We start from the raw sequence: 24,109 nt of genomic DNA on the forward strand, positions 1-24,109 counted from the left end.
AAAGAATCTAACTGCTTCTTTGGTGCAAGAGCTCTGTATGTCTTTTAAAATAGATCGTGGACTATTTAAATATGATTTCATAGATCATCACGCAATATTGTGCGTTGCAGTTGATGCAGATGTCAAAGAGATTCGCAAACGTTATCTCCAAATCGCCCGCCGTTTGCACCCGGACAGTAATCTTACTGAAAGTGCGGCTCAAAAACAGCTAGGGAACGAATTGTTATCAAAGCTGGTTAACCCAGCTTACGAAAAACTGTTTGGCGATCGCACTCGCCCGGAATATATTATAATTTTGTCGCAAATTGGCAAGCGCTTAGTACAAGAGTCTACTTCGGTAACTCTAAACACCGATTTGGCTAAACAGTTAGCTGATGCCCCTGCCCCTAATCTCGAGCATTTCTATAAAAGTGCGATCGCTAAACTAGCCCAAACTCAATATGATTCTTTAGAACAAGCTCTGCAAGTCATTGGCCAAGTTAGTGAGTTGAATTTAGTGTATTTAATGCGGAGTGCCGGCAAATCATCCACAGCGCCGCCGCCACATACTCAACCCAAAGTTAACTTAGATACGCCTCAGCCAAATACAGCAAAAAATACACCACTAGCACCAGCACCAGCACCAGCGCCACCAAAAGAAGACTTGGTTATAGAACAATATGTTCGTCGCGCTCAATCTTTGATTGACAAAAACCAATTTGCCCAAGCCAAAGTAGAGTTGCAAGATGCCCTAAAGCTAGAACCTAAAAATAGTCGCTGTCATAGCTTAATTGCAATGGTGTATTTAAAGCAAAATCAGCTAAAAATGGCAAAAATCCACTTCGACAACGCTCTAAAATTAGACCCCAATGACGAAACGGCTCTGCAATGGAAACCTAAAATAGATAAAGCTTTAGGACAACAACATAGTGATCATAAGGTGACTTCATCCCCCAATAATAAAGATAAGCAACCAGATAAATCTGGTAGTGGCGGTTTGTTCGGTGGTCTGTTTGGTGGGAAGAAAAAATAATGGTGTATCAACCAGCATCGGGAGCCAGGGATTTATTGCCCTTGGATGTGGCGAAAAAACGCTGGATTGAAGATCGGTTACAGCAGGTGTTTCACCGTTGGGGATATCACAGGATTATCACCTCGACTTTAGAACGCATGGATACTCTGATGGCAGGGGAAGCAATCCAGCGCCAGATGGTGATTCAACTAGAACAAAATGGCGAAGATGATGAGTTAGGGCTACGTCCAGAATTAACAGCATCGATTGCTCGCACCGTTGTGACTCGAATGGCAGATGTAACTTATCCGCAACGGTTGTACTACAACGCCAATGTGTTTCGCCGCACTTGGGAAAGTAGACATAATCGCCAACAAGAGTTTTATCAAGCTGGGGTGGAGTTGTTAGGTGCTGGCGGATTGCTAGCGAATGCGGAAGTCCTGCTGTTAGTAGCAGATTGTTTGGCAGCACTGGGTTTGCAGGAATGGCATTTAATTTTAGGTGAGGCGGGAATTACCCGATCGCTCCTGAGTGCCTTTCCTGCTAATTTACAGGATAAAGTTCGCAGTGCGATCGCTCATCTTGACCGCATTACTATAGATAGTTTACCCCTAAGTGATAAACTGCGCGATCGCGCCCGAATCATGCTCGATCTGCGTGGGACTAGTGCAGACGTGTTACAAAAAGTTAGCAGTTTCGATCTAGATGAAGAACAGCGAGAGGCAGTGAATAACCTCAAATCCCTAGTAGAATTACTGGAATCAGAGAGAAAATTTCCGTTAATCCTCGACCTCAGCCTGATTCAGACCATAGATTACTACACTGGTATTGTATTTGAAGTTGTCAACCATACTGAATCCCAAGCCAGAGTTTTAGGGCGCGGTGGTCGCTATGACAAGCTTTTGGGGCTATATCATCCTCAAGGTGACAACATTCCCGGAATTGGTTTTGGACTCAGCATCGAAGATTTATACCAAGTTTTGTTGTCTACTCAGCAATTACCACAAGAAACTCCAGCGAGTGACTGGTTGGTAGCAGCAGAGACAGCGAGTGCTAACGCCGCCGCCTTTGCCTACGCTCAAAAACTCAGAGATTCTACTGATTTGGTGCGGGTAGAAATTGATTTGGGCAAAAGAGATGCAGACGCTATTCGCCAATATGCACGCGATCGCAGCATAGCCCAAATTGCTTGGATTAAAGCTAATGGCTCACCAACCATTGAATCATTGCGTTAAGTGAGTTGGGGATTGGACATGGGGTTGGGGCATTGCTTTATCTCCCCCATCTCCACTCCCCAGCTACGCGACCTAGATGATACTGTAATTTTAAAACCTGCTGTAGCAGCTAATGCCGAAGTTATTGTAAGTGGCGATTTAGATTTATTGATGCTGAGAGAATTTAACAAAATTCCCATTTTGAGATTTTAGCTAATAAGCTAGCTATCCGAATACTTTATCGATTTATCCTAAGCAGCAAAGTCATACACTGGCGTTTCAACAATGCAGACAGGCTCTTGTTGGTTGTAAATAATCTGCTGCAACCGTTCTACCGTAGACGGTGAGAAAAATTCTTCTCCTGTCTCTGGATTTACCCGTGCAGGTACATTTTCAATTAAGTAAAATTTACCATTGATATGTAGTGTGTAGGTTACTGTTTGCTCTATTAGTGTCTCATTGGAGTTACTGCTCATCGTTGCTTCTCCTTCGGGTAAAGTCATTGTTCCATAGGTTGGAGTTAGGCTCGTAAAGGGTAATAATTTTGATTAAGGAGCGAGAGGGATAGCTACATTGAACGTGAAGAGGTCGGTTTGCTTGCGTCAAGCCACTAATCAAGCAGCTAGATCCATATTTATCATCTGGATAGTCTTCGATAACTTTACCACTAGCAATTGCCTCCTTAATTTCTTGTAGGTGAATACCACGCAGAATAGATTGGTCAAGAGCGTGTTTGGAGAATTCAAATTGATCATCAGCTATTTTGCGACGAATTTCTGCAAGCATTGTGAGCAACAGAATAATATCGGCTGTGTTTAAATTGTCATTAATCTGGTGATCCCACTCCTCTACTGATGATATCTTGTGATCGTCCCAGCGTTCTATTGCTGTTTTAACTTCAACACTCCAGCAGTATTTGGAAGCGATAAAGTCTGAACTAATGAGCAAGAAAATGATCTCGGCTGTCTTCAAATTTTCCTTAATCTCGTCATCCCACTCTTCGCCAGCTGATATATGGCGAAGAGTGCCAAATTGAAATCACACCAGGGTGTGTGATACCACTCAGGTGATTAGCTAGTTCATCCCGTAGAGATTCGTCTTTGTGAGAGTAGGAAAAGAATACCTTGAGCGATACTTCTGCCATTTGGTATTTTAGGAGTAGGATTAAGTTACGCTTTAAGCAAATTATAGTATTTTTGCCTGAATTTCCATAAAACCTAACGGCAATAGCTAAGACAGCTTACTTACGCCAAAAATTTTTATTTTGTTACTACTAAGGGTAAATTTGAAAATTCCGAGTTATGAGCTAGTAATGAATAGAAATTACAGTCTCATCCAGACTCACCTTGACAGAGGTATCTCCAATCTCCAGCGATGCACTGAGCTTGTCGAAGTGTCCCTACTCCCCTGCTAGGCTAGAAATAACCGATACAGAAGAGAGGGAATCGAGAACATGCCGCATACGATTGTTACAGAAGTCTGTGAAGGTGTCGCTGATTGCGTAGGTGCTTGTCCAGTAGCCTGTATTCATGATGGTCCAGGCAAAAATGCCAAGGGCACCGATTGGTACTGGATTGACTTTGCCACTTGCATAGACTGTGGTATCTGTCTCCAAGTTTGCCCAGTAGAAGGGGCGATTCTTGCAGAAGAACGACCAGAGTTGCAAAAAACTCCGTAATAGTCCATAGTCAACAGTCAATAGTCAATAGTTATGTTTGACTTGACTGTTGACCAACGACAAATGACAAATGACCAATGACAAATGACTATTTACTAGATGTTCAAAATGTCCATGCTGGATATATCAAAGATGTAGATATCCTGCAAGGTGTGAATTTTCGGGTTGCACCAGGGGAATTGGTAACAGTGATTGGCCCCAATGGTGCGGGTAAATCTACTTTGGCAAAAGCAATTTTTGGGCTTTTGATCCCCCACACAGGGACAATTACCTTCAAAGGTGAAAATATCGTGGGGCTAAAGTCCAATCAAATCGTCCAACGAGGAATGTGCTACGTACCGCAAATCGCCAATGTCTTCCCCTCCCTGAGTGTTGAAGAGAACTTGGAGATGGGTGCTTTTGTGCTTAACGTTCCCCTGAAACCAATCAAAGATAAAATATTTACTATGTTCCCCAGACTGAGCGATCGCCGTCGTCAACGCGCTGGTACTCTCTCTGGAGGAGAACGCCAGATGCTAGCGATGGGCAAAGCTTTGATGTTGGAACCTAGTTTGCTGATTTTGGATGAACCATCTGCTGCTTTATCTCCCATCTTGGTGACACAAGTGTTTGGGCAGATTAGACAAATTAATCAGGCGGGTACTGCGATCGTACTGGTAGAACAAAATGCCCGTAAAGCTTTAGAGATGGCTAATCGTGGATATGTATTAGAGTCGGGACGCGATGCGATCTCCGGTCTTGGTGAAGAATTGTTGAATGACCCGAAAGTGGGTGAGCTATATCTGGGAGCAGGTAAGAGACATTAACCCTTTTTAATCACTCTTGCCCCATTCAACATAATACCAGTTTAATATGGGAGCTTCACCAAGAGATAGCGATCGCTAAGTTGGGCTGCGCCGACGCTATCTATAACTAATACAAAAGCCATAACACTTCCTGCCACTGCCGCGACCGTCGTTTTCGATGCTCAAAGAATTCTCCCCAATAATCCTTGCGTTTCTAATCACATCTACAGCGAGTAGAAAGGTAAAACAGGACATTCATTCAGGAAAAATTGACCAAAATGTAAATTATTCGGATCTGCCAAAATCCCCATTAACAATTGTTAATTCTTAATTACGAACAGGTTAAAGTCCCTAGTGATTAGCGTAGGCATCGCCTGTTTTTCTCTTGCACCCCCTGACTGCATTTTTCTTCTACTTTGTCAATGCGTAAGTTATAACGAATTAGCCCTTTCAAAGTGAACGTTTGTACTATTGAAAAATGATGTTTTAACCCAATTTTGGTATGTTGGCCTATGCGTAGGCGTAGCCCAACCTAGGCATCGCTTAATTTACACTCCAAAAATTTGGAGTTTAATGCATAAATTCTTTGTTCAATTCCAGCCGATGCCTGAAATGCCGTAAAAAGTTTGATAGTACATCTGCTCACCTTGAAAGGGCTAGTTCTAACGAATTACGAATTAGTAATTATGTTGATTGCTTTTGGCAATTTGGCATCCAAAACTTTTCTGTTGCAGTTTTAATTGAGATATCGACAGGGTTACAGGGACATTGAGAAAGTTCTACAAGGGATCGATTCCCGTCTCAAAAATCCCACCCAATGGCCAGTTGTTGACGCCCACGCTCTCCGAACCACGTTAACGTGGATGCAGCGAAATCGTCACCGCTTCATCACAACTGGCTAGAAATCAAACAGAAAACACATAGTTAGTCAGGTGGATCATACCAAAGCGATCGCCACCATTTATTTCACCTGTAGTTGCCTGAGTTTATTATTTGCCGATAGTAGTAACTCTTGAGCTTTCAGATAGGCTGTTGTGCCATTTTGGACTTTTTCTAATTGATTAATAATACTCTGCAATTGGCTTGACACACGATTGCGCTCCCCATCATCAGCATTAGCAGGAATTGAAGCCAGCAAGCTTTTTATTTCTCGTTGCGCCGCCTCCAAAGCTTCCACAGCATCTGTTTCAGCTTGCCGCCTGACCTTAACTTGACCTAAATTAGCCTCATAAATTGCTAATAACTTCTGTGCTTCGGTATAACCAGCCACGTCTTTTGAAGGAATCTCTTTAAGCCGCTCAATTGCCTCTATCCACAAATTTTCTATCTGTTGCCATTCAGTTACGGCGTGCGGCGGATTTTGACCAGCTTTGGCAGCTTGCCAGGAAAATTGCCGTGCTGCGGTGATTAAGGCACTGATGCGATCGTTCTCAGCTGCCAATCCAACAACTTCCTGAAACTCACGCTTATAATTATCTAGTTGATTTTGTGCAGTTTTTCCTGCTAGAGTTTGACCAGGAATCTGCTCGAATTGATTAAGCGCCGTTTGCCAAGCAGCTGTTGCAGTCTGTTTATCAGTTACAGTTGCAGCCTGTTCATATTGCTGTTTTGCATTTAAGAAGGTCTGCATATTATAGGTAAGCAACGACTGAGCATTCTTTTCTTGAAAAACCTGAGCTTCTAGCTGCCCAACTTTACTCCGAAATGCATTAAAACCATAGATGCTAAAGCGCGAGTCATACCACCAATACCTATATTCTGACCAATCGTTGACAAAGGAAGTTGGTAACTTATCTAGATGTTTCTGTGTTTCTTGTAGCTTCTGTTCTCCCAAAGCCAAATCAGCAGGACTAGTAGCTTTTTCAATCAATTCTTCAGCTTGCTCGACTGATACCAACGCCTGCCGATAGTGATTATCCATGCTGATGTAGCTGGGTAGCAACAAAAAAGGCGCATGGAGCATCATCGGCCGGCGAATCACCGGATAAGGCTGGTTCGCCACCCAAATTACACCAACGGGAATGCCTATAAGTATTGCCATCCAAATAAGTCTACTACCTATACCCCGCTTGGCTTTGCTATGCAGTTGCTGAGGGGATGTTTTGAGAACCCGCCTTTGTAACTCCATTTCATGCTCTAATTCGGCAAGATTTTTGGGGGTTGATGGTGTTGTTGATTTCTTTGGCACTACAGGTAGTTGGCCGGGAGCAGACGGATCTATCCCAGAGCTATTTGGAGCATTTTTACGTAGTAAATTCCAGTTTATTTTGGTCAAAAAAGTCATATCTATAGCCAGTACTGTGTTAAGTATTCCCAAAAAATACAGGAAATGCAAACAATAGATGGTTTTGGCTTTTGACAGGAATTATACTCTTTCCTAACCAGAACATGATGTATTGGAAAAACTGTCCTGGTTATCGCTAAACCTGGCTTTAAATTTGACAGATAAAATCGATTTTACTTGATGCACAGAATAGTCAATCTCTACATTAGATAAGTTCTAAATTACCATGCAATATGAAGATTAAATGACTCTTAAATCGTGTAATCAGGTACTCTTGGATCTTGCTTAAGTCTGATATCTTCCTGAGAGCAGCTTTGTTGTTGTTAGGTAGATTGATGAGTCTAATTAATGGATTTGTAGGGCGACGTGATTTCTTAAAGTTCGCAAGTATGGTAGGTATTGCGGCTACTGCTTTTGGTGATAACTTTTGGAATCCAGAGCAAACTGCTGTTGCTGATATTCACCCAGTTAACCCTAATCCAATCAGTCCGAATGAAGCCGTCAGACGCTTACTTGATGGTAATCAAAGATTTATCCATCAAAAACGCAAATATCCCGATCAATCATTAGAACATCTGCGATTAGTTGCTAAAGCTCAATATCCCTTTGCCGCGATATTGGGCTGTGCAGATTCTAGAGTACCTGCGGAAATTGTGTTCGATCAAGGACTTGGAGATTTATTTGTCGTGCGAGTTGCTGGTAATGTCGTTAGTGACACGGTTATAGGCAGTCTGGAATATTCTACAACAGTATTGGGTTCGCAGTTGATTGTGGTTTTGGGTCATAGAAGATGCGGTGCAGTAGCAGAAGCAATCAAAAACGAACCACTTCCTGGAAGAATTGGTTTGATTATTGAAGGCATCAAACCATCTCTAGAAAGGGTAAAGTTAAGAACAGGTGATAATATGCAAGATGCAGTTATAGCTAATATTCAATATCAGACTGAAAAATTGCAGGAAAGCTCAACAATTTTAGCCAAATTGCTCCGTGAAGGTAAACTAAAAATTGTTGGTGCTTGTTACGATATTGACACTGGTAAAGTCAACATTATTAATTGAATATCTCACACATTTTAGGTGTTGGATTTTTAGTTTAATGATGTTGCAAAAAATTATTAGTTATAAATAAAATATTTTTTATTCATATAGCAGTTTTCGGTTCAGTGAGGTACAAGAACCCCACCCCCAACCCCCTCCCCGCAAGCGAGGAGGGGGCTATGAAAGTAGGTCGGCGGTAAATAATTATCGTTGGGATAAGGCAGGGGGCAGGGATCTCTTAGCTGGGGGAAAAAGGTGGTATTGGCGATGCCTGCGTTGGGCTATTCGGTGTCGCAAACTCACAAAAATTCAGAAAAACCCAAAAGCAAAGCACAGTCCAAGCTTGTAATAAATAAACCCAGCAGGAGCCATATAACAAGGCCGCCTGCCAGGAAGGTATAGTATATTCTGGCCATGTTTGATTAGGTTAACGCTTATTTATCAAAAATAATTGCGTATCCCTAGATACAATAACTAAATACTTTGAAAAACACAGTTAAGAAAAGTTACTAAATAGGTTAATTTACAATTAAATCTAACAATTTAGCGAATGAGGAGCAGGGGGACAAGGGAGAATTATTGAACAAGTTTCTTGCTTGTCTCTTCCCAATACCCAATGCCCAATACCCCATAATATAAGAAAGCGCTTCACACTTCTTAAATAATCAGCTTAATTAGAACAATGGCGAGAGACTTGCGGGGATTCATTAAAATTTTGGAAGATAAGGGACAATTACGGCGAATTTCAGCTTTAGTTGACCCAGATTTAGAAATTGCTGAGATTTCCAACCGAATGCTGCAAAAAGGTGGGCCAGGGTTGTTGTTTGAAAACGTCAAAGGCGCTTCCTTCCCGGTGGCGGTGAATTTGATGGGAACTGTGGAAAGGATTTGCTGGGCGATGAATATGCAGCATCCAGAGGAGTTGGAAACTCTGGGGAAAAAACTGAGTATGCTGCAACAGCCAAAACCGCCGAAGAAGATTTCCCAGGCGATAGATTTTGCAAAAGTATTGTTTGATGTGGTGAAGGCGAAACCAGGACGTGACTTTTTCCCTGCTTGTCAGCAAGTTGTGCTTCAAGGGAATGATTTAGATTTACATAAGTTGCCCTTGATACGTCCTTATTGTGGTGATGCTGGCAAGATTATCACGCTGGGACTGGTAATTACCAAAGATTGTGAGACGGGTACTCCAAATGTAGGTGTGTATCGTTTGCAACTACAATCTCAGAATACGATGACGGTTCACTGGTTATCGGTGCGGGGTGGGGCGAGGCATTTGCGAAAAGCGGCTGAACGTGGGAAGAAATTAGAAGTTGCGATCGCACTTGGTGTAGATCCTCTAATTATCATGGCAGCAGCTACGCCCATCCCTGTAGATTTATCAGAATGGCTGTTTGCTGGACTATATGGCGGTTCTGGTGTGCAGTTGGCAAAATGCAAAACTGTAGATTTGGAAGTTCCCGCAGATTCCGAATTTGTTTTGGAAGGAACGATTACACCAGGGGAAGTGTTACCAGATGGTCCCTTTGGCGACCACATGGGTTATTACGGCGGCGTGGAAGATTCGCCGTTGATTCGCTTTGAGTGTATGACGCACCGGAAAAATCCGATTTATTTAACAACATTTAGCGGTCGTCCACCTAAAGAAGAAGCGATGATGGCGATCGCGCTAAATCGCATTTATACCCCCATTCTGCGGCAACAAGTATCAGAAATTGTCGATTTCTTCCTACCAATGGAAGCTTTGAGTTACAAAGCAGCGATTATTTCCATTGATAAAGCATATCCGGGACAAGCGCGACGGGCGGCTTTAGCGTTTTGGAGTGCTTTACCACAATTTACGTACACCAAATTTGTCATTGTTGTTGATAAAGACATAAATATTCGCGATCCGCGTCAGGTGGTATGGGCGATTAGTTCCAAAGTTGACCCAGTGCGGGATGTATTTATTTTGCCGAATACACCTTTTGATACCTTGGATTTTGCCAGTGAAAAGATTGGTTTAGGTGGACGCATGGGAATTGATGCGACTACAAAAATTCCGCCAGAAACAGACCATGAATGGGGTTTGCCCTTGGAATCTGACCCAGATGTAGCGGCGATGGTAGAGAGACGATGGGCGGAGTATGGTTTAGCAGAGTTGCAGTTAGGAGAAGTTGACCCGAATTTGTTTGGCTATGATATGAGGTAAAGTTTTAGGTAGCGATTGGTAAAAATCTCTACTGAATATCAGCTTGGCTGATTTTTATCAATCAAGCTGTCACTGATTTTTAAGTTACAAAAGGAGTCTTTGGATGAATCAGATATTTGTGAAAAACTCTTTGGGAGCGAAACAGATAGCTGAAGAAATTGCTGAACGCGCCCAAGGTTTTGTACCTGCTTACAAGCATTTTTTGGAAAGCCAAGGGTTTAAAGGTGGAGAAACGTTTGAGCAGTTACCCCAGTTAGACAAAAAATCATACGCCCTCGCTTACCCATTTGAAGAATTACTGGGGGATGATTATGAAGAATGTTTTACAATCTTTCGCTCTTCAGGGTCATCTGGGCAAAGCTTCTACTGGCCGCAGCTGAAGTCAGACAATCGGTCATCATCGGCTAGTACGAGGACGCTTCTCGAAGGTGTATTTGCTGTACACCAGAAAAAGACACTAGCCATTATCGGGCTGAACCTTGGATCCTGGATGGGTGGTGAGTTTTTTTCCTGGTCTATCAAAAATATGGCAATCGATACGCCTTATCCATTCTATGTATTCTCTCCAGGTAGCCATCACGAAGAAATTATCGAGATGGTCTACAAAATGAACCCCTTTGTGGATCAGATCATTCTGTTTATGGTTCCATCAGCGATCGCTCATCTTCACCTTAAGGCAAGTCAGTTAAATAAATCTTTCCCCTTTGAGAAATTAAAGTACATGGTTACTGGTGAACCTTTTCCAGAGAGCTTGCGAATTTCTCTCCAGAAGCGTGCAGGGGTAGAAGAGAAAATCCCATTTATGTTTTCCCTTTATGGTAGTGCCGATACGGGTGGTCTGGGAATAGAATTCCTGGCTAGCATCGCTCTACGAAAAATACTATATCGAAACTCTGCTCTCGCTAGTTCCCTCGGTATAGAATCCCCGATTCCGCACTTGTTTCATTTCCTTGCAACTAATACTTTCGTGGAGAGTATCGATGGTCATCTGTGCGTAACTCGTTGGCAAGGCATTCCACTAGTACGCTACATTCTTTATGATCATGTGGCTTTATACAACTGGAAAGAATTTAAACAAGCCGTTCTCACCTCCGAGTATCTAGATTTGGAGGATCAACCTTGGGTAAAGATAATTTCAGATAGTAGTGATGATCTCCCAGATTTGCTGGCTGTTAGCGGTCGAGCAGACAGTTGCTTAATCCTTGCTGGTGATAATCTCACAGAATATATGCTGGACGCGGTGGTGAAATGTGAAGAACTGGATGAGATTCTCACCGGACTATACCGCGCTCGAATTATTGAGGAAGAAGATATGAAATATTTGGCTTTTGACCTGGAAACCAGACAAGGTGTAGAGTCTGATGCAGTAACCCTCGACCGAGTTTATCATTCTCTGGTGCAAACTTTAGGGCAACTTGAATCATCTTTCTTGGAAGATTGGAAGAATATTTACAGCGCTTGGGATAACGACTCTTCTAAAAGGATTCTCCGGCTGAATTTCATCCCTTGGCCTGGTCTGTCTCACGCAACGGAACAAACCATCAAACAGCGAGGAATTGTCCAATAGACTTCTTTCATAAATCAGAAATAATAACCCAACCCCTCCAAAGCTACGCTTTGTCTCCCTTCCCCGCAAGCGAGGAGCAGGGTGGTTTCATACGAAGAAAGAAAAATACATAAGTCTTGATTCTCATTTTGTGACATGGCTTTTTACCCCACTTCCATTCCTCTCCCCGAAGTGGAGAGAGGCTTTGAAACTCAGTTTTATTTTTTCTCTGGTTGTATGAAACCACCCTGCTTCCCCGCAAGCGAGGAGGGGGCTATGAGAATTACTTTTAAAATTTTGGTTTTGAGATATTTGTTATGGCTTATCCATTTCCAGAAATGAACCCGTATTTAGAAGATCCTGAATTATGGCCAGGAGTACATGGGAGACTAATAGTAGCGATGTCTGACGACAAGCTGCTTCTCTTCGAGACGCTTCGCGAACGCATCTACGCAGATTATCTCTCTCCTCAACTACGTCCTAAATATTTTGTCGCCATTGAAGAACGAATTTATCAAACTACTGGCGATGATAAACTCTTGGTTGGTATTCCTGATGTAATAGTACAAAATTCACAGACAGCAAGAAATCCTAAAATACCGAATATAGCTGTAGCTACACCTGCTGTTCAACCTAAAACGGTGATAGTTCCCATACCTGAGATAGTAAAGGAGAGATATAAGGATATTTAGAAGTACGAGAAGTAGGAACAGAGGCATTAGTTACTATTATTGAAATTCTATCATCTACCAATAAACCTCCGGGTAAAGGAAGGCAGACATATCAAGAGAAACACGAACAAGTATTAGCCAGCCGTAGTAATTTAGTTGAAATTGATTTACTGCGTAAAGGTGAACCTATGCTAATGATGGGCAATGATATTCAGAGTCACTAGCGAATTTTAGTTTGTCGTGGCGATCGCTGTCCTTATGCTGACTTATATGCTTTTAATTTACCAGACATAATTCCACCTTTTCCCGTACCTTTGCGTGCTGAAGATACGGAACCAGTTATAGATTTGCAGACATTGTTAAATGAGGTATATGATATCTACGGTTATGATTTGGTAGTAGATTACAGTCAACAGTCAGTACCAGCGTTGTTAGAAGCAGATGCAGCTTGGGTGGATGCGCTGCTGCGGGAGAAGGGTTTACACTAGAGCAACTTAATAGGGATTTGAGATTTCTGCCACTCAACTGGGAATACTAAACTGAGATTCCTTTGTAAGGTAAGACTGGATTCCTAAAAACATGAACTCGATTATACTACAAAAAGCAAAACAGGCTGTATTTAGAAAATTTTCTAATGTATTGCAGCACCTATCTAAACTTGTACTTTGTATTTTACTCGCATCGATTCTGAGTATGACAGAGATTATTTTACCTAGTATATTTATAACAAAGTACGGAGTGGCTGAGGCAGTTCCCATAAATAAATATCTATCGTCCTTGCAGGTAGAAAAGACACTCGCAGTTTTGCAAAAAGCTAGTAATTTTATTACCACAGGGAGTTCTTTTATTCCAGATATTTCTATTTTAAGGGCAACTTTCGCGCCAACTTTTGCGCCAACTTTTGCGCCAACTTTCGCGCCAACTTTCGCGCCAACTTTCGCACCAACTTTCGCTCCTCTATCTTTAATTGGCAGAGTAGATTTCTTTTTTGAAGCTCAAGAGGTTAACTTAATTAAGATTAATATAGGTGATAAAAAAGATTCCTTTGTATCTCCTGCTCTAGAATCTTATAAATTAGGAGTCGAAAAGGCTCAACAAAAAGCAGATTATAAGGGTGCTGTTAAGCATTATAGCGATGCTTTAAGTAAAGATGGCAAATTTGCAGAAGCTCATGTAAGCCGAGGTCGTGCGTATTCAGAGTTAGGAGATCAGGAAAGAGCTATTGAAGATTATACTAAAGCAATGAATGTTAGTCCCAAATTTGCTGAAGACAAAGATATATATGTTGAACCATTACTAGGACGAGGTACTGTTTACATCAAACTTGGCAATTATCAGGCAGCACTTGATGATTTTAATCTAGCAGTTAAATTAAATCCTGACTTTTATGATGCTTATTTAGGCAGAGCTATTATCTATATTGAACAAAAAGATTATCAACAAGCGATTAAGGATTTATCAGAAGCATTAAAGTTAACTGCTGACTATTATCCTGCTGCTTTTCTTAAACGTGGTTCTGTTTGGGCTGAATTGGGCGAATATGAAAAAGCCATTGAAGACTTTACTCAGGCTATTGATAATCAGGCAGATGATGCTAGTACATATTATCCAGATGCCTACTATAAACGCGGGGTTATTAATTTAAATTTAGGCAATGTACAAAAAGCAATCGATGATTTAAGTAATGCTATTAAGCTGGATTCTAAGTATTATGAAGCATATTATAAACGTGCGATCGCTTACGAAAAACTTGGAGAATCAGAAGCAGCAAATAAAGATTACATCAGTGCAGATTATAGTAAAGCGTTATTAACATATAACCTTACAGGGCATTCAGGAATTAATGCTGCGGTTCGGTCAGTAGCTATCAGCCCTGATGGAACAACTTTAGCAAGTGGGAGTGAAGACTCAACTATCAAACTATGGAACTTAAAGACAGGACAACAAATTAAAACACTTTATGGAAATTCAGGCTTAGTTCTTGCTGTAACTTTTAGCCCTGATGGTCAAACTATTGCCAGTTCGGGTACTGAAAAAACTATTAAACTTTGGAATGTCAGCACAGGAGAAAAAATCCTTACTCTATCAGGGGATTCTGATTGGATTCTTTCCCTTGGTTCTAGTGCAAGTGGAAGTGATGACAAAACCATATCAGGGCATTCTGGTTGGATTCGTTCCCTTGCTTTTAGTTCAAACGGACAGACCATAGCTAGTGGAAGTGATGACAAAACCATTAAATTTTGGAATATAGAAACTGGAGAACAAATTCGCAGCTTCTCTGGTCACTCGGATTCTATTGACTCTTTGATTTTTAGTCCAAATAATAATATTCTTGCTAGTGGAAGCCGCGACAAAACTATCAAACTATGGGATGTACAAACTGGCAAAGAAATTAATACCCTAGAAGGACATCAACAGAGTGTTCGTGCTATAGCTTTTAGTCCAAATGGTCAGACTTTGGCAAGTGGTAGTCAAGACAATAACATCATACTTTGGGATTGGCAAAATAATAGGCTGATGCGTACTTTAAAAGGTCACTCTAATGCAGTAACATCCCTGGCTTTTAGCCCTGATGGTCTAACCCTTGTGAGTGGTAGTGATGACAAAACAATTAAACTATGGGATGTGCAGACTGGACTAACAATGATCACTCTTTTTGGGCATGAATCTTATGTAGAGTCAGTAGCTTTTAGTCCCGATGGTAAAAATGTTGCTAGTGGTGGTTATGACAAAACAGTGAAAGTGTGGCAAATACCTTGGTAGTAAACTGAAGATACTATCAAAATCACTATCCTGTGAAATAATTGTCAAATTATGACGCAAAGCGATCGCACACACCACCAAAAACCAAATAATTAGCCCCCTCCTCGCTTGCGGGGAGGGGGTTGGGGGTGGGGTTCTATCTCTGCAACCAAGCAGCAATATCCTGCAACACCCCCTCCATCCTCTCTAGAACATCCTCATTTCTAAATCGCACAACCTGCAACCCCAAACTCTCCAAAAATTCTTGACGTATTGCATCTTCCTCTTAGGTGTAGTCGTGAATTTCGCCATCCACTTCTACCACTAACCGCGCTTCATTACAGTAAAAATCGACGATAAAATGGTCAATTGTTTGCTGACGGCGGAACTTGAAACCCAAAAGTTGTTTGTCTCTCAACTTCTGCCAAAGGAACTTTTCTGCTGGAGTTGGTTCACACCGCATCTGTCGCGCTAATGGCTTAAGTTTTTTCCAAAGTTCGTGTGGGGTTTGCCAAGGGTATCCTGGAACCCCACCCCCTAGCCCCCTCCCCGCAAGCGAGGAGGGGGGACTGGAGTTGGTGAGATTTAGTTTGGGGTCTTGATTTTGGGCCATTTGCGCGATTCGTGGTTAGTAATATTTCATGTATTATTCCCAGCGATCGCACTCTTAGACCTCTCCCTAGCAGTCAAAACTCTGGCATAATCAGACATGGACGCACTTTAAGAATTAGATAACAGTTTTTTGGGAATATCACCCAAGCTAATTAAAAGGTTTACGCCGAATGGATATTTTAATAGAATAATCTCATCAAAAGATTCGCAGAAACATAAATGGACTGGATTACACTACTGCGATCGCTACAGTCTGATTTTATTAAAAGGTTAACATCTGGTTGTCTGCTTCATTGTGAAACAGAAGGTCAATATAGTGAATTAACTATAATCTCTGGAGACAGATTAAAGGCACTACGGGAATTTTGCTGGCTGATGGCTGAGAAATATAAGCGTGTTTCGCCAGTCCGTGACGTTTTTATCAGCTATCTCAAAGGGAAGTTGGGTGAGGAAGTTGTCAAAGAACGTTTAGCTGATTTTATTACCGAAGTCGATTATGAAAAGCGATTCGGCGGCGATGGCAATATAGATTTTACCTTGACTTCTGACCCATCTATTGGTATCGAGGTTAAATCTCGTCACGGTAGTATTGATAGAGTGAGATGGTCAATTAGTTCTGAAGAGGTTGAAAAAAATGCAGTTGTAGTTTGCATTTTGATTCAAGAAGATGTGAGTGAAGCACAATCTGAGTATCACCTTTTTTTGGCTGGCTTTCTCCCAACCCAGATGATTAAGTTGAAGACTGGTAAAATTTCCTTTGGGATAGAACAATTATTGTATGGTGGTGCTTTATGGTGCTATCTAGAACAGTTACAATCTTCTATTAATAATTCTTATAAGCAACAACCACCAATTTACAAATATCTCCCGAAGCAGGAAATGCCACTTAAGCAAACTAACAATCAAGTGTTCAAATCTTCTTTTAAACCTGAAGTAGAGAACTATTTACAATATCGTGATAAAGATTTAAATATACTTTATGTAAGGTTGGGTGATGAATGTTTTGAAAAAGGAGAATATACGAATGCAATTACCAACTATAATCAAGCATTACAAGTTAACCAGGGCGATGTTGATTTATATTATAAACGAGGATTAGCTCATTATCAAATAGGAGATTATGAAGCGGCGATCGCAGATTATTCTGAGGCAATCCAGACGAATATCCATGATGCTAAATCTTACAACAAACGAGGTTTAGCGCTGTCCCAAGTAGGGCGATTAGAAGAAGCAATTAATGATTATACCCAGGCTATCAGAATTAATCCTAATGTTGCCGTAGCTTATAAAAATCGGGCTGAAGCTCGTTCTCATGTAGGAGATAATCAAGGAGCGATCGAGGATTATACCCAGGCTATTAAAATTAACCCCCATTATGCTGATGCTTATAAAAACCGTGGGATTACTCGTTATTTATTAGGTTCTCAACCGGGATTTCCCCAAGCAATTAAGATTAATCCTAAAGATGCCATAGCTTATAAAAAACGTGGTAATGCTCGTTCAGATTTAGGAGATTTTGAAGGAGCAATTGAAGATTATACTCAGGCAATACAGATTAATTCTAATTATGTAGATGCTTATTACAATCGTGGTAACGCTCGTTCTGACTTAGGAGATTTTGAAGGAGCAATTGAAGATTATACTCAAGCAATACAGATTAATTCAAATTATGCAGATGCTTATTACAATCGGGGCAATATCCGTTTAGAAATAGCAGAGAAACAGGGAGCGATTGAAGATTTTCAAAAAGCGGCAGACATCTATCGTCAAGAAGGTAAGCTAGAAGCACTCAAAGATACACGAGAAAAAATATTAGATTTACAAATAGAAGAATCATTAGATATTTTAAACTTCTAGAAAGTCGTTTATCCCTGATTAATTCGCCAACAGTATCTTAGAAATCGTCAGCTATATTCCTCGCTATTCCCTACCTAAAATTATTTTTCCCTATATCCGCCAGCGTAGTCAATTACACAAATTGTTCTATATGATTTGTGAGTTCCATAAGCAACACCAGACACTTTAAAAGCACCATTAAAAATGTTTTTTCTATGACCGCGATCGCGCACACTATCATCAATAATTAACTGCATGATGATATCTTGGGCAGTGTTTAGCCCATAACTGATATTTTCGCCTGCGGTTGTTTGCCATGTACCATAGCGATTGATGCGAGTAAAGGGGCTGCTACCATCGCTACCATCATGACCTGTAGCACCTTTTGGACCTTGGTCTTTAACGTGGTCTTTTGCACCTAAAGACATACCCTTAGATGCACTCAACCCTCCCACAGGATGTGCTGATTTCAGAAATGCGATCGCTTCATCGACTGCTTTAACTCCTTCTTGAGTTCGCAAATACGTATTATTAGAAATTTTGACTCGGTTCCCCTCAAAGCGCTTTCTATAATTTTTTAGAATCGGGAGGTATGCTTTGGGATTTGTTCGTACTTTATTTGTTTCAATTATTACCTGTTGTTCCAGTGATGAAAGGTAACTCGCCTTTGCTAATAAAGTCGGACTGGCTGGTTGAACTACTGCTGGGCTAGATTGAAACAGGTGATTTGAGCAACCAAATATTAGGATAAGTGGCAAAAATACCCAAAATCTAATGCGACGCATTCATTACCTCACAATTATTTATATGGATTAATTTAGTGAATTAAAATAAATAAGAATTTTCTACACACAGAGAAGTTTGTAGACGCTTCTTTATATCTGTTGTAACCTAGCGAACACTCAAATGTAAAGGAGAAAAAAGATTACACAAATAAAAACTTTGCATATTTGCATTTGATAGAAAAACGCAGAGTTTATATCATGTTCGCTCAAATAACTGTCATTGCGATCGCTTCTTCTCAGCGTTACCGCTATTTAGGGAAACAAGCCCAAAAAAACCTTGCGATCGCGTCGTTTTACTCGCAATGACATATTCTCAGATTACACTTTGAGAAACCAACGTTGTCGATACATCAGAACACCAACAGCCCACCACAACAACACGGTGACTATGGCAAACAACAGGGAACCATTCAGCGCCCCCGCCCAAGATGTGAAAAAATTCTGGTAAATCCAATTGTAGGTACTGGGAGCGTCTTTGCCTGTGCCGATAGTGGTTTTCACTAAGATTTTAATCAACAAAACTGATGCAACGAAAAGAGCGATCGCATTTAAGCCCATAATTTCAAAAGGTTTACTCCAGCGACGATTCAGCCGTACTTCGATCAGTTCATAACAAGCTGCTAGCAAAAGCAACGCCCAACCACTGGTAAAAACTACATAGGAACTTGTCCACAGCTTTTTGTTGATGGGGAATGTCCACCCCCACGCCCAACCGATAATTAAACAACCAACTCCAAATAATCCTAACCCGATACTTGTGCGTGAATGTACAGTTTGGCTACGTATCCATTGTCCAGTGAAGTAGCCAGCGAGAACATTTACTATTGCCGGAATAGTACTGAAAAGCCCCTCTGGATCTCCCATAAAGTTGAAACCATCACCTTTGTATAAGTGTGCTTTGGGAATAATTAGGCGGTCAATATAAGCGCCAAAGTTACCTTCCCGCGTCAGCACTCCCGCGCCATATTCTGGCACTGGCAAATACATCATCGTTAGCCAGTAGCCGATGAGTAGCACTGCTGCCAGTATCCATTGACCTTTACGCAGCAGGTTGAGAACAGCTAGGGAAGTTAGCAGATAGGTAATGCTGATGCGTTGCAACACTCCCAGAATGCGGATACTACTCAAGTCAAAAGTCCAAACACCCTGATTCCAAAAGCCATTTAGTAGCAATCCCAAGGCAAAGAGAATGGCAGCGCGGCGTAAGATGCGCCAGTAAATAGCTGAGGTTGCTTTATTACCTTCAGTGTACTTTGACAGCGAGAAAGTCATTGCTACACCGATAATGAAGAGAAAGAAGGGAAATACCAAGTCAGTTGGTGTGCAGCCGTGCCAATCGGCGTGGGCTAAGGGAGGATATACATCATCTGCGACACCCGCCATATTGACGAGAATCATTCCAGCGATCGTAATGCCGCGAAAAACATCCAGTGAAGTCAGGCGCATAAGCGGAATTTTATGTTGGATGAGTATCTAAGATACCCCGCTTGATGCAGGTAATCAAGCAAAATTTATAGACTCGAATACAAGGTAAAATTGGTTAGTTATGACCCTGTTCTTTCAAACTTACGTCTTTTTAATACATTTGTATTATTGAATAAATATTATATAATCTAAATTAAGGGTAAAGTTTTTAGAATTATGGTTAAAATTTAACATATATTTAAAAGTAGTTTTGATAATCTTGACAAAAGATGAAGTTGGAAAGTTTTCCTGTGTTTTTAAAAGACAAAAAATTTAGTGTAATATCAAATTCAGCATCAAGCAAAGGTGTGCAATTCACTAATGTTGATTTTCCAGCATCAAATCTAGTAAGGCTTAAAAGCATGTTATCTTTTTTTTCGTATTTGAATATGAATGGAGAAATTAGTGATAAAGCATTTGAAGCTTTAGTTCGTTATGCTTGCTCTATTTTTATTGAAAATGAGGTAGAAGCCAGAGTTAAAGATGCTTTTGAGCAGAAAATCATAAATTTTTGGGAATCGAAACTTTCCTCTGCTATGGAGAAATATATTACTACGAAGTGAAGGTCTATATTAAAAGCCAGCTAGCTCTCAATTTTTGACGTTTATATTATATGTCTAATCAAGAAAATGAATCAAATAAAGAGTTTGAGCAAAAAAAAGATGAGCAAGATAGTGAAAGTGGATATATAGAAAAACTCCCTGAAGAATTAGACAATTTAAATCTTCCGCCAGAAATCAAGAAGGAAATAAGAACATTTCTTTCTATGGGTCGCTTCTCCGCATCGTCTATTTCACCAATTCTAGATAAAATTAATCAACAGCACATAACAAAAATACTTGAAAGCGTAGAAAAAGATAGTGAAAGAGCATTTGTAGACGCACAAGAAGCAAGAAAGTATAATTTGGTCGCTATTTGTATTTTTGTGGCTGTTTTCGTGTTTTTAACGGTTTTTTTGGTCAATAAAGACGTGGCTGTTTATCAGGATATTCTGAAAATACTTATCATATTTGGCGGCGGATTTGGCAGTGGATTGGGTTTCAAGATATACTTAGACCGGAGAAATAAATAAACTTTGAATATAGAATTAAAGGTATCATAATTTGTTAATTATGATAATAGTTATTTTAAGCACACAAATTTTAGATTTTTGAATAACTATGCCAATCAAAGTTGGAGATACCGCTCCTAATTTCACTCTACCTGCCCAAAACGGCTCAACAATTAGCCTCGAAGATTTTCGTGGCAAAAAAGCTGTTATCCTATATTTTTATCCCAAGGATGACACACCCGGATGTACGACTGAATCTTGCGCCTTTCGCGATCAGTATGAAGTGTTTAAAACCACTGGTGCTGAAGTTATCGGCGTGAGTGCTGACTCCAGTGAATCTCACCAACGATTTGCTACGAAATACAATCTACCTTTTACTCTGTTAACTGATAAAGGCGACCAAGTGCGGAAGCTATATGGCGCAACAGCGGTCTTTGGCTTGTTCCCTGGTCGCGTTACTTACGTCATTGACCAACAGGGAGTTGTGCAATACGTGTTTGATTCAATGTTTAACTTTAAAGGTCATGTTGAGGAAGCGCTGAAAACTTTGCAACAACTTGCAGCTAAGTAGGAGTTAGGAGAGACGCGATTAATCGCGTCTGTACAGGAGTTAGGAGTTATTTGTACCCTATCTCCCTACTCCCTATTTATTCGAGTGCGACTTTTCGGGCATGACAATATTAGCGTGGGTTGCCTTGCCATTATTGCCGTTAGTATGAGCGTTACCATTGCGGGGATGGATGACACCATAACCGCCGTGGTTACGTTCGTAAATTACATTAATCTCTCCGGTTTCAGAATTGCGGAACATATAAAAGTCGTGTCCGACTAATTGCAGTTGTTCTAGGGCTTCTGCAAGGGTCATCGGCGGCATGGAAAAATATTTGGTGCGAACAACTTCGTTGGGCAATTCGGGAGTGCGATCGCCAATTAAATCTGTTACTACTGATTCTGGAACAACTACTTCTGTTGGCTGAGCATGGGTTTTCTGGTCTTGACGCCGTTCTTTGTATTTCCGCAGTTGACGGGCAATTTTATCTGCAACTAAGTCAATGCTAGCATAGAGGTTTTCACTGCTTTCCTCGGCACGGATAACGCTACCATTAGCATAAATAGTTACTTCAGCCGCTTGTCTAGTATTAATTCGGGGATTACGGGCTACGCTAAGATGCACATCCACTTCATTTGTAATGCTCTGAAAGTGACTAACTGATTTTTCAATCTTTTGATGTACATACTCACGAATTGCATCGGTTATTTCAATATTTTTGCTGTGGATGACAAGCTTCATGTAAACTCTCTCCCTGAATATTTGAATTTGTGAATTTGCTTTGTATGAAAAGAAGTTGCGGTAAGCTCTATTACTCCCGCCAAAACAAATTGTGACCTATTTGTATGTACTGCTGGTAAGCTGTCTCTAAGCTTGCTGCATCTAAGTTGTTGTTAAGTACACCTTGATTTCCCTCCTCATCTCTGCGCTGATATCCAATTGGATGTCCACATAAAACTCTTGGGTGAGGAAACCTGAGTGGTAGCTCCCATGACTACCAACTCCAATAAAGCAACGCTTACAGAACTGTTGATAGTTGCTCCTTGTCTGTTCGATTGAAGTTTGCTTGCTGTTGTTCAATAATACAAGTCTTTGTGCAAGTTTGATAATGTTTATGTTTCAAACAATATAATTAGAGTCATCAGCCAGTACATACGTCCTTATTGTCTTGGCATGATGCTTATTGCAGAGAATTCCTCCTAAAACCTATTGAGGTTATCTTTTCAAGCTAGCACTTTGTGTTTTCTAATGCAGCTTCCCTTGACTTTCCTTTAAAATCCTTTGCAAAACTTAACCTTTTTAACTCCAATCCTGTAACTTGAAAGATATTTCGTTCCCAATACAGTTGATTTTTGGCATGATTCATAGTATAGAACCACACAGAAACCGTTGTTTGCTGTATAACCAAGGATTAATGCCTTACTTAGAAGCTCATCGATGGCAGCGATCGCTCCTCAATGAGCGCATCCATAACCCCAGTCTAGATGATGTGTTAATTTTACTAGAACATCCACCTGTCTACACTCTGGGGCAAGGAGCCAACTCAGATTTTCTCAAATTTGATATTGACAAAAGTCCATATGATGTGCATAGAGTAGAACGAGGCGGCGAGGTTACTTACCATTGTCCCGGTCAACTAGTGGGATATCCAATTTTAAATCTGCAAAGTTATTGTAAAGACCTTCATTGGTACTTACGGCAACTCGAAGAAGTAATAATTCGCGTATTGGCAGTTTATGGGTTGCAGGGAGAAAGAGTTCCGGCTTTTACTGGTGTTTGGTTAGAAGGGCGAAAAGTTGCGGCTATTGGGATTAAAGTCAGCCGTTGGATTACTATGCACGGCTTTGCATTAAATGTTTGTCCAGACATGACAGGCTTTGAGCGCATTGTACCCTGCGGTATTTCCGATAAACCTGTAGGCAGTTTAGCCGAATGGATTCCAGCTATTACCTGTCAAGAAATACGTTTTTATGTAGCGCAGTCTTTTGCTGAAGTGTTTGGCGTGGAATTAGTCGAGTCGCAGCCTCAAGGATTTTTCCAGTGTGAGTAAATTCAGCTTGTAATTATGTAATAAATACCATAGCAGTCTTATTTAAATTGTGAGACACTGATGAGAGTACTCAATCTTTAATAGTATTAAAATAACTATAGTTGTTAAAGCTAAAGTCTAACTATTTACAAATAAATATACTAACTTTTTACGGCTGTCAAGCACAACTTGGCGCGTGAATTACTCAAATAATCTCCAGATATATGCCCCATCGTTAACCTTTCTGAGAGAACGTGATTGGACAGCTTTAATAGAACTATTTGATAGAGACGACAGTGATGAAATTGAAGCCGACATCCACAGGAGTTTGTTTTGGCTGATACCTGAACCTTGTTGGGAAGACGACCCGGTCTTGCATAATGGAGTATGAAGCTAGCGTGATTGGTCATGCAATGTCCTAACTGTGGCTCCAGCCATATCCGTAAAAACGGCAGCAAACAAGGTAAGCAAAACCACATCTGCGTCAGCAATTCCAAATTCAAATTTTGACAACGGGTACAGTTTGCCTTGAGGATAAAAGAATATGGAATGAACTACCCCGCCCATCTAAGAAGATGGACGAGGTTTCTGACGCTTCATCTCAGACAGTTGCTTAAACCCACCGCAATGGGTAGAAGTAGAG

At 40.8% G+C, this 24,109-nt stretch carries 21 protein-coding genes and 3 pseudogenes; 17 read left to right on the top strand and 7 right to left on the bottom strand.

What is annotated here, in order from left to right; translation table 11 throughout:
- Nucleotides 1-37 precede the first annotated feature (37 nt).
- Genes V7K31_RS07590 through V7K31_RS07600 form a run of 3 tightly spaced genes read left to right on the top strand, consistent with a single transcriptional unit; the run spans nucleotide 38 to nucleotide 2,418 of the window.
- A complete protein-coding gene (locus V7K31_RS07590) occupies nucleotides 38-1,012 on the top strand; it encodes a J domain-containing protein (RefSeq protein ID WP_335093542.1) in 975 nt (324 codons plus the stop codon).
- The gene (locus V7K31_RS07595; RefSeq protein ID WP_335093544.1) at nucleotides 1,012-2,226 is read left to right on the top strand and encodes an ATP phosphoribosyltransferase regulatory subunit; all 1,215 of its coding nucleotides are present in this window, start codon (nucleotides 1,012-1,014) and stop codon (nucleotides 2,224-2,226) included. The genes V7K31_RS07590 and V7K31_RS07595 overlap by 1 nt, the downstream gene beginning before the upstream one ends.
- The gene (locus V7K31_RS07600) at nucleotides 2,227-2,418 is read left to right on the top strand and encodes a hypothetical protein (RefSeq protein WP_335093547.1); all 192 of its coding nucleotides are present in this window, start codon (nucleotides 2,227-2,229) and stop codon (nucleotides 2,416-2,418) included.
- A 38-nt stretch (nucleotides 2,419-2,456) separates the two neighbouring features.
- Here the strand turns inward: V7K31_RS07600 and V7K31_RS07605 are convergent, their stop codons facing one another.
- Together V7K31_RS07605 and V7K31_RS07610 are read right to left on the bottom strand one after the other, a co-directional pair.
- On the bottom strand, nucleotides 2,457-2,681 hold the full coding sequence (locus V7K31_RS07605; protein WP_335093549.1) for a YgiT-type zinc finger protein: 225 nt from the start codon (nucleotides 2,679-2,681) through the stop codon (nucleotides 2,457-2,459).
- Nucleotides 2,671-3,153: a DUF4258 domain-containing protein gene (locus V7K31_RS07610; RefSeq protein WP_335093551.1), complete on the bottom strand. Its 483-nt coding sequence runs from the start codon at nucleotides 3,151-3,153 to the stop codon at nucleotides 2,671-2,673. The genes V7K31_RS07605 and V7K31_RS07610 overlap by 11 nt, the downstream gene beginning before the upstream one ends.
- A 505-nt stretch (nucleotides 3,154-3,658) precedes the next feature.
- On the opposite strand from V7K31_RS07610, the gene V7K31_RS07615 reads away from it, so the two are divergent.
- Both V7K31_RS07615 and V7K31_RS07620 read left to right on the top strand, forming a co-directional pair.
- Complete coding sequence (locus V7K31_RS07615; protein WP_334783591.1) at nucleotides 3,659-3,883, top strand: indolepyruvate ferredoxin oxidoreductase subunit alpha; 225 nt, start codon at nucleotides 3,659-3,661, stop codon at nucleotides 3,881-3,883.
- 77 nt (nucleotides 3,884-3,960) lie between these two features.
- Nucleotides 3,961-4,689 carry an ABC transporter ATP-binding protein gene (locus V7K31_RS07620; protein WP_335093553.1) on the top strand — a complete coding sequence of 243 codons (729 nt, stop codon included), beginning with the start codon at nucleotides 3,961-3,963 and terminating at the stop codon, nucleotides 4,687-4,689.
- 940 nt (nucleotides 4,690-5,629) lie between these two features.
- On the opposite strand, the gene V7K31_RS07625 is transcribed toward V7K31_RS07620, so the two are convergent.
- Nucleotides 5,630-6,952: a hypothetical protein gene (locus tag V7K31_RS07625; protein ID WP_335093554.1), complete on the bottom strand. Its 1,323-nt coding sequence runs from the start codon at nucleotides 6,950-6,952 to the stop codon at nucleotides 5,630-5,632.
- 335 nt (nucleotides 6,953-7,287) lie between these two features.
- Between V7K31_RS07625 and V7K31_RS07630 the strand changes: the two genes are divergently transcribed.
- From V7K31_RS07630 to V7K31_RS07650, 5 genes and pseudogenes are all read left to right on the top strand, one after another.
- Complete coding sequence (locus V7K31_RS07630) at nucleotides 7,288-8,010, top strand: carbonic anhydrase (RefSeq protein ID WP_335093556.1); 723 nt, start codon at nucleotides 7,288-7,290, stop codon at nucleotides 8,008-8,010.
- A gap of 661 nt (nucleotides 8,011-8,671) precedes the next feature.
- A complete protein-coding gene (locus V7K31_RS07635; protein WP_335093558.1) occupies nucleotides 8,672-10,180 on the top strand; it encodes a UbiD family decarboxylase in 1,509 nt (502 codons plus the stop codon).
- A gap of 103 nt (nucleotides 10,181-10,283) precedes the next feature.
- On the top strand, nucleotides 10,284-11,747 hold the full coding sequence (locus V7K31_RS07640) for a hypothetical protein (protein WP_335093559.1): 1,464 nt from the start codon (nucleotides 10,284-10,286) through the stop codon (nucleotides 11,745-11,747).
- Between the two features lie 296 nt (nucleotides 11,748-12,043).
- A pseudogene (locus V7K31_RS07645) lies at nucleotides 12,044-12,885 on the top strand (DUF4058 family protein).
- A gap of 91 nt (nucleotides 12,886-12,976) precedes the next feature.
- A complete protein-coding gene (locus V7K31_RS07650; RefSeq protein ID WP_335093561.1) occupies nucleotides 12,977-15,160 on the top strand; it encodes a tetratricopeptide repeat protein in 2,184 nt (727 codons plus the stop codon).
- Nucleotides 15,161-15,296: 136 nt separating this feature from the next.
- On the opposite strand, the pseudogene V7K31_RS07655 reads toward V7K31_RS07650, so the two are convergent.
- Nucleotides 15,297-15,752: pseudogene (locus tag V7K31_RS07655) on the bottom strand (endonuclease domain-containing protein).
- 218 nt (nucleotides 15,753-15,970) lie between these two features.
- Between V7K31_RS07655 and V7K31_RS07660 the strand changes: the two are divergent.
- Entirely contained in the window at nucleotides 15,971-17,608 is a 1,638-nt protein-coding gene (locus tag V7K31_RS07660) for a tetratricopeptide repeat protein (RefSeq protein WP_335093563.1), read from the top strand.
- Between the two features lie 80 nt (nucleotides 17,609-17,688).
- On the opposite strand, the gene V7K31_RS07665 is transcribed toward V7K31_RS07660, so the two are convergent.
- Both V7K31_RS07665 and V7K31_RS07670 read right to left on the bottom strand, forming a co-directional pair.
- Nucleotides 17,689-18,372, bottom strand: a complete 684-nt coding sequence (locus tag V7K31_RS07665) for a CAP domain-containing protein (RefSeq protein WP_335093564.1) — start codon at nucleotides 18,370-18,372, stop codon at nucleotides 17,689-17,691.
- Between the two features lie 318 nt (nucleotides 18,373-18,690).
- Nucleotides 18,691-19,818, bottom strand: a complete 1,128-nt coding sequence (locus V7K31_RS07670; RefSeq protein WP_335093566.1) for an acyltransferase family protein — start codon at nucleotides 19,816-19,818, stop codon at nucleotides 18,691-18,693.
- Between the two features lie 248 nt (nucleotides 19,819-20,066).
- Here V7K31_RS07670 and V7K31_RS07675 point away from each other — a divergent pair, with 248 nt between their 5' ends.
- The 3 genes from V7K31_RS07675 (at nucleotide 20,067) to V7K31_RS07685 (ending at nucleotide 21,458) form a co-directional block, all read left to right on the top strand.
- Nucleotides 20,067-20,399, top strand: coding sequence for a hypothetical protein (locus tag V7K31_RS07675; protein WP_335093568.1), 333 nt, complete (start codon nucleotides 20,067-20,069; stop codon nucleotides 20,397-20,399).
- Nucleotides 20,400-20,449: 50 nt separating this feature from the next.
- On the top strand, nucleotides 20,450-20,908 hold the full coding sequence (locus V7K31_RS07680; RefSeq protein ID WP_335093570.1) for a hypothetical protein: 459 nt from the start codon (nucleotides 20,450-20,452) through the stop codon (nucleotides 20,906-20,908).
- 88 nt (nucleotides 20,909-20,996) lie between these two features.
- Nucleotides 20,997-21,458 (top strand): peroxiredoxin, encoded by a 462-nt coding sequence (locus tag V7K31_RS07685; RefSeq protein ID WP_335093571.1) that lies wholly within the window; start codon nucleotides 20,997-20,999, stop codon nucleotides 21,456-21,458.
- A gap of 72 nt (nucleotides 21,459-21,530) precedes the next feature.
- Here the strand turns inward: V7K31_RS07685 and hpf are convergent, their stop codons facing one another.
- Nucleotides 21,531-22,178 carry a ribosome hibernation-promoting factor, HPF/YfiA family gene (hpf, locus tag V7K31_RS07690; protein WP_335093572.1) on the bottom strand — a complete coding sequence of 216 codons (648 nt, stop codon included), beginning with the start codon at nucleotides 22,176-22,178 and terminating at the stop codon, nucleotides 21,531-21,533.
- A gap of 616 nt (nucleotides 22,179-22,794) precedes the next feature.
- Here hpf and lipB point away from each other — a divergent pair.
- The 3 genes and pseudogenes from lipB to V7K31_RS07705 all read left to right on the top strand — a co-directional run.
- Entirely contained in the window at nucleotides 22,795-23,487 is a 693-nt protein-coding gene (gene lipB, locus V7K31_RS07695; RefSeq protein ID WP_335093573.1) for a lipoyl(octanoyl) transferase LipB, read from the top strand.
- Nucleotides 23,488-23,662: 175 nt separating this feature from the next.
- The gene (locus V7K31_RS07700) at nucleotides 23,663-23,857 is read left to right on the top strand and encodes a hypothetical protein (RefSeq protein ID WP_335093574.1); all 195 of its coding nucleotides are present in this window, start codon (nucleotides 23,663-23,665) and stop codon (nucleotides 23,855-23,857) included.
- A gap of 17 nt (nucleotides 23,858-23,874) precedes the next feature.
- Nucleotides 23,875-23,952, top strand: a pseudogene (locus tag V7K31_RS07705) (transposase-like zinc-binding domain-containing protein); the annotation flags it as partial.
- Nucleotides 23,953-24,109: the final 157 nt, after the last annotated feature.

Source organism: Nostoc sp., assembly GCF_036917675.1.
In the GTDB taxonomy this organism is placed as follows: Bacteria; Cyanobacteriota; Cyanobacteriia; order Cyanobacteriales; family Nostocaceae; genus Nostoc.

Bases quoted from the DNA above. Each gene is read 5' to 3' on its own strand.
- V7K31_RS07590 (WP_335093542.1), top strand. From the start codon at position 38: ATGTCTTTTAAAATAGATCGTGGACTATTTAAATATGATTTCATAGAT.
- V7K31_RS07595 (WP_335093544.1), top strand. From the start codon at position 1,012: ATGGTGTATCAACCAGCATCGGGAGCCAGGGATTTATTGCCCTTGGAT.
- V7K31_RS07605 (WP_335093549.1), bottom strand. From the start codon at position 2,681: ATGAGCAGTAACTCCAATGAGACACTAATAGAGCAAACAGTAACCTAC.
- V7K31_RS07615 (WP_334783591.1), top strand. From the start codon at position 3,659: ATGCCGCATACGATTGTTACAGAAGTCTGTGAAGGTGTCGCTGATTGC.
- V7K31_RS07620 (WP_335093553.1), top strand. From the start codon at position 3,961: ATGACAAATGACTATTTACTAGATGTTCAAAATGTCCATGCTGGATAT.
- V7K31_RS07625 (WP_335093554.1), bottom strand. From the start codon at position 6,952: ATGACTTTTTTGACCAAAATAAACTGGAATTTACTACGTAAAAATGCT.
- V7K31_RS07630 (WP_335093556.1), top strand. From the start codon at position 7,288: ATGAGTCTAATTAATGGATTTGTAGGGCGACGTGATTTCTTAAAGTTC.
- V7K31_RS07635 (WP_335093558.1), top strand. From the start codon at position 8,672: ATGGCGAGAGACTTGCGGGGATTCATTAAAATTTTGGAAGATAAGGGA.
- V7K31_RS07640 (WP_335093559.1), top strand. From the start codon at position 10,284: ATGAATCAGATATTTGTGAAAAACTCTTTGGGAGCGAAACAGATAGCT.
- V7K31_RS07650 (WP_335093561.1), top strand. From the start codon at position 12,977: ATGAACTCGATTATACTACAAAAAGCAAAACAGGCTGTATTTAGAAAA.
- V7K31_RS07660 (WP_335093563.1), top strand. From the start codon at position 15,971: ATGGACTGGATTACACTACTGCGATCGCTACAGTCTGATTTTATTAAA.
- V7K31_RS07665 (WP_335093564.1), bottom strand. From the start codon at position 18,372: ATGCGTCGCATTAGATTTTGGGTATTTTTGCCACTTATCCTAATATTT.
- V7K31_RS07670 (WP_335093566.1), bottom strand. From the start codon at position 19,818: ATGCGCCTGACTTCACTGGATGTTTTTCGCGGCATTACGATCGCTGGA.
- V7K31_RS07675 (WP_335093568.1), top strand. From the start codon at position 20,067: ATGAAGTTGGAAAGTTTTCCTGTGTTTTTAAAAGACAAAAAATTTAGT.
- V7K31_RS07680 (WP_335093570.1), top strand. From the start codon at position 20,450: ATGTCTAATCAAGAAAATGAATCAAATAAAGAGTTTGAGCAAAAAAAA.
- V7K31_RS07685 (WP_335093571.1), top strand. From the start codon at position 20,997: ATGCCAATCAAAGTTGGAGATACCGCTCCTAATTTCACTCTACCTGCC.
- hpf (WP_335093572.1), bottom strand. From the start codon at position 22,178: ATGAAGCTTGTCATCCACAGCAAAAATATTGAAATAACCGATGCAATT.
- lipB (WP_335093573.1), top strand. From the start codon at position 22,795: ATGATTCATAGTATAGAACCACACAGAAACCGTTGTTTGCTGTATAAC.